This window comes from Desulfosarcina sp. (assembly GCF_041551955.1).
In the GTDB taxonomy this organism is placed as follows: Bacteria; Desulfobacterota; Desulfobacteria; order Desulfobacterales; family Desulfosarcinaceae; genus Desulfosarcina.
This window is the reverse complement of record NZ_JBFELV010000405.1, coordinates 1-4,716: the sequence shown is the minus strand read 5'-3', so window position 1 is coordinate 4,716 and position 4,716 is coordinate 1. Positions and strand designations below refer to the sequence as shown.

5 protein-coding genes are annotated in these 4,716 nt (G+C 52.1%); all 5 read left to right on the top strand.

Annotated elements, in window-relative coordinates; genetic code table 11:
* A partial coding sequence (locus tag ABYV26_RS21210; RefSeq protein ID WP_372683356.1) for a restriction endonuclease occupies positions 1–381 on the top strand: 381 nt, incomplete at its 5' end.
* A 73-nt stretch (positions 382–454) separates the two neighbouring features.
* Positions 455–1,855: a UvrD-helicase domain-containing protein gene (locus ABYV26_RS21205; RefSeq protein WP_372683355.1), complete on the top strand. Its 1,401-nt coding sequence runs from the start codon at positions 455–457 to the stop codon at positions 1,853–1,855.
* Positions 1,852–2,550, top strand: a complete 699-nt coding sequence (locus ABYV26_RS21200; RefSeq protein ID WP_372683354.1) for a DarT ssDNA thymidine ADP-ribosyltransferase family protein — start codon at positions 1,852–1,854, stop codon at positions 2,548–2,550. The genes ABYV26_RS21205 and ABYV26_RS21200 overlap by 4 nt, the downstream gene beginning before the upstream one ends.
* Positions 2,540–4,306 carry an ADP-ribosylglycohydrolase family protein gene (locus ABYV26_RS21195; protein WP_372683353.1) on the top strand — a complete coding sequence of 589 codons (1,767 nt, stop codon included), beginning with the start codon at positions 2,540–2,542 and terminating at the stop codon, positions 4,304–4,306. Before ABYV26_RS21200 ends, ABYV26_RS21195 begins: the two co-directional genes overlap by 11 nt.
* A gap of 1 nt (position 4,307) precedes the next feature.
* On the top strand, positions 4,308–4,716 hold a 409-nt coding region (locus ABYV26_RS21190), incomplete at its 3' end, for an ADP-ribosylglycohydrolase family protein (RefSeq protein ID WP_372683352.1).

Genomic DNA, 4,716 nt, shown 5'->3' with positions numbered 1-4,716 from the left:
TTCGAGATGGTCGAGGTAACCAAACTCAGCGGCGACGGCGGCATCGATGTCCGGGGCACCCTGGTGGTTGGTGACGTGGTCCGAATCAAGATGGCAGTCCAGGTCAAGAAGTGGAAGCTTAAGAACAACATCCTGGCCCCGGTGGTTCAGCAGGTGCGCGGCAGCCTGGGGGCGCACGAACAAGGCCTGATCATCACTACCAGCGACTTCAGCCCCGGAGCCGTCAAGGAAGCTGCCCAGTCTGACAAGACCCCCATCGCCCTGATGAATGGGGAACAGCTTGTGATGCTCCTGATGGAACACGGAATCGGCGTCCATCGCTCCACACCGGATTTGTTCGAGATCGATGAGGAGTTTGCTATGGGAGGGAGCGTGAAATGAAGGCTGCGAAAGGTTCTCAAAAATACGATCACAGCTCGAAATGCGCAGCACAAAAATCAAAGGTGAGAGCGTAATGAGGGGAAATCTGCCAAAGCCTATCAAGAAGCAGCGTGAAGTGCTTTACATGCCTTCAGCAGGGCACACTGCCGTGCTCGGAACGGCTGGAAGCGGTAAAACGACACTCGCGCTCTATCGGGCTGCCTATCTGTCCGAGCCGTCGATGCCACATGCTGGAAGGACGCTGCTCCTGACATTTAATAAAACACTTGTCACCTATCTTAAGTATCTCAAGCCCTTTGAGCTTCAGAATGTCCAAGTCGAAACCTACCATACATTCGCACGAGGTTATCTCAACAACCGTGGCAAAATGAGTAGGAATTGCATTTGCGATCCTGACTACAGAAACGCGTTCATTTCCCAAGCAGTCAAAGCAGTCGAATCCGGCTACGAACCGTCAAAATTCTTTAAGAGGCCCCTCGAATTTTTCTCTGACGAAATCCAGTGGATTTTCAGCCATGGGATCACTTCCCAAGAGGAATATGTGGAAGTGGAGCGCGTTGGGCGTATCGGCACAAATCTTTCCCGCAAGCTTAGGCCAGTCATGTACGAGATTCTCAACAAGTATCTCGAGATTCGAACTGCCGCCGGAAAATTGTATGACTGGGATGACATCGCTATTGCTGTGCGAAAAGAGTTCGAGGAGGACTCCTCGGCCCGTTTTTATAAGCACATAATCGTTGATGAAGGGCAAGACTTCTCCCCAGAGATGATTCGCTCGCTGGCGGCAGCAATCCCCGAGGATGGTTCACTTTCGTTTTTCGGGGATGTTGCCCAGCAAATCTATGGACAACGGATGAGCTGGCGCTCTGCAGGACTGAACATCCCACAGCAGTGGTTCTTCAAAGAAAACTATCGAAATACAAAACAGATCGCCCAGTTGGGTTTGGCCATTTCCAGGATGCCTTTTTTTCAGGATATTCCCGATTTGGTTGAACCCACATCACCAAGGGCCGACGGTGCCTTGCCTACCGTGGTCGACTGCACTGACAAGGATCAGCAAGTTGAAATCGCACTACGGGCAGCAAGAGGCACTGGGAAAACCCAGAGTGTTGCCATCCTCGTAAAAGACAGAGCTCAGGAGAGGATCTTCAGCTCCGCCCTTGGAGCAAACGCTACACGATTGCACCGCGACCTTCAGGTATGGAATGACGGCCCCGGCATTTATCATGGCACCTACCACGCGGCTAAGGGGCTTGAATTTGACGTCGTGATACTTCCTTTCTTGGATTCAGACAATCTTCCCGATCCGGACTACATAGACTCTCACGGGGAAGAGGATGGTTTTACGCATGATGGCAGACTTCTTTATGTGGCTGTAACAAGAGCAAAAACGAGCTTGATCCTGCTCTACACAGGGAAGCTCACGTCACTGCTACCCGTTGACGAATCACTCTACCAGAGGGTCAAGCCATGAACTTGATTCAGCAGGAGTGCGTCAACCGTGGAATCACTCGGATCTGCCATTTTACGCAGTCAAGAAACCTCGCTCATATTTTTGATGATCCTCTCGGACTTTGTTCGACAAGGACGCTTCAGCAGCACGATATGCCACACAACCCGACCGATCCAAGTCGGTATGATGGAAGGGATGATCTGATCTGTTGCTCTATCGATTATCCGAACACCTATTACTTCACTACGGTTAGGGATCGAGATCACTTGTTTAAAGACTGGGTAGTGTTAATGATTGAGCCCAGCTACCTCTGGCACCCTGAGACTTGCTTTTGCCCTTGCAATGCGTCCCGCGAACACGGCCGTTATATCCAGGCAGGGATAAACGGGCTTCACTCTCTTTACGCTCCGATTTCTCCTGGATTCCCTGCATACACGCGATCCGCGAGACATCTCCCGTCAGCGCCGACCGATATTCAGGCGGAAGTCCTTCTTAAAGACCCGATTCCACTTGATTCAATTATCGGTATTGCAGTTCATACAGAAGAGCAGGCTCGTCGGGAAATATGCAGATTGGAACTCCAGGGTATAACACTCGACAAACCAATTTACATCGCTCCGGACTTTTTCAATAAGGCGTCCCTCTCGCGGTTGATTCAACGCGGTGTCCGAGCGACGGAAACGATATATGAAAACGGAGGTCTACATGGCCGATAACAACACGATAAGGCTAAAAACAAGCAAAAGCGTCGGAGCCATGCTTGGGGCTGCTTTTGGTGACGCACTGGGTTGGCCCAATGAGCGAATTGCCAAGTCAAACGCCTCAAAGCAAACCCAAGGCCGCCTGCATGATTTCAAGAGATGGACTCGACGCTCCGGCGGCCGCTTTTTCCCTCATGAAGAGATCATTGAGGAAGGCGGGTATAGCGACGACACCCAACTCATACTCTGTCTCAGTCGGTCTTTGCTGAAAGGAGAAGCGTGGTGGGACCACTTCACACAAGTGGAGTTACCCTTTTGGTCTGTTTATGAGCGTGGTGGTGGCGGAGCAACCAAAAGAGCTGTGGAGTCATGGCTGGATGGTGTCGCGCCATGGAGTGCCAATCGGAAGCCACAGGATGTGAAGCGATATTACGAGGCGGGCGGCAACGGTGTCGCGATGCGCGTTCTCCCTCACGTCTTGCGCTTGGGCGAAAAGGAATTTCCCAGGATAGCCACCAATATTTTCCTTGATGGTATAGCAACACATGGACACCCCCGGGCGCTGTTAGGCGCTTTGGCTTACGGTTTCGCGCTTTGGGCGGCTTTTCGCAAGGATTCGAAACTGGCGTATGGTGAATTGGTAGAAGAATTGATCAAGAGCGTCGATCACTGGTCTGCTCTTCCTGCCACACCAAACATCCCGCCAGAATGGCGGAGCCAAGCGGAAAAAAGCCTTCAGGACTACATGAAACTTTGGGAGTCGGCCAAAGCGGAGGTCATGGAGTATCTTGAAGTCTGCCGAGCTGAACTCTCGAAAGGGGCTTTGAGTCTCGATGACGATGTACTGAAAAAACTCCAATGCTTCAACAGTAAGATAAGCGGAGCCGGAACCGTTGCCGCGATAGCCTCGGTGTATCTGGCATCCCGACACGCTGCTGATCCAATTAATGGAGTGGTAAAGCCAGCCTTCGCCATTGGTTCGGACACCGATACAATCGCCTCAATGACGGGTGGTCTGCTCGGCTGCATAAATGGCTCCGACTGGCTATCACCGGTGAAGCAAGGCATTCAAGACGCCGCCTACATCGAGAAAAATGCATTTCGATTAGCAAACGGACATATTGATGACAAGCCTACTCATGAGGTTGTTAAGAGATCCTTGCTCAAGAATTGGATTGATGATGTTGTAATCGCTCCTGATTCGAGCGAGGTCAGCCTCCCTGATTGCAGAAAGGCCAAGGTAAATCGCGGCCGTGATTACATCGGACGCAGCGGGAAATTCAAAGTCGAATTCCGACGCTTGACCACGGAGGACGGCCAAATCATCTACCTGAACAAGATTTCAAAGGGCGATTTTGAGCCAATAGCCGGTAGCCCGAAGCAAACCAGCGTATCTCACCAGCAGCCTCTTTCTAAAAGTCGTGGATGCGGTTCAAAGATACCTGTTGCCTCATTCGAAAAAGCCATTTGGTTCTATCGTGACTGCCTCGGCTTAACTGTGAAGAAACAAAGCTCGGATGTGGTTGTTTTCGACCAAGGACTCGTTTTGGTTCCATTGAGCTACACGAACAATGTTCCTCAAGGGATTCAACTTCGAGCGATGCTCTACATTCAGGCAACGAACATTGCTGAGCGCTTTCGGTTGGTTAAAGAGAGCGAATTGCAGATAGTCACGGCGTTGGGTCCGTGGGGAAAATCCGGAATGCTTTTTTTCAGAAGCCTTGACCCGGATGGCAATGTCGTCGAGGTCTTTTCGGCCGATGGTCAGTGACTTGATAATTAATCGTGCCCAGGGCTGCCTCCTTGGACAGCTCATCGGTGACGCCCTTGGCAGCCTGGTCGAGTTCCAGTCGCCAGAGGAGATCCGCCGCAGCTACCCGGAAGGCGTGCGGGAACTGGCCGATGGCGGCACATGGAACACCATTGCCGGTCAGCCGACCGATGACTCGGAGATGGCGCTGCTGCTGGCCCGGATGCTGACAGAGCTTGGAGCCTATGATCCCAATGCCGCGCTTCAGGCCTATCAATTCTGGCTCGACTCCGATCCCTTTGACTGCGGTATGACCATCGCCACTGGATTGCGGGGATGTCCGAACCCCGACAGTCAGGCCAACGGGGCCATGATGCGGATCAGCCCCTTGGGCATCTTCGGAGCCAACTACCCATTGGAAACTGTGTGCG

Excerpts from the sequence above, each read along its gene's own strand:
- ABYV26_RS21205 (WP_372683355.1), top strand. The coding sequence starts at position 455 with ATGAGGGGAAATCTGCCAAAGCCTATCAAGAAGCAGCGTGAAGTGCTT.
- ABYV26_RS21195 (WP_372683353.1), top strand. The coding sequence starts at position 2,540 with ATGGCCGATAACAACACGATAAGGCTAAAAACAAGCAAAAGCGTCGGA.
- ABYV26_RS21200 (WP_372683354.1), top strand. The coding sequence starts at position 1,852 with ATGAACTTGATTCAGCAGGAGTGCGTCAACCGTGGAATCACTCGGATC.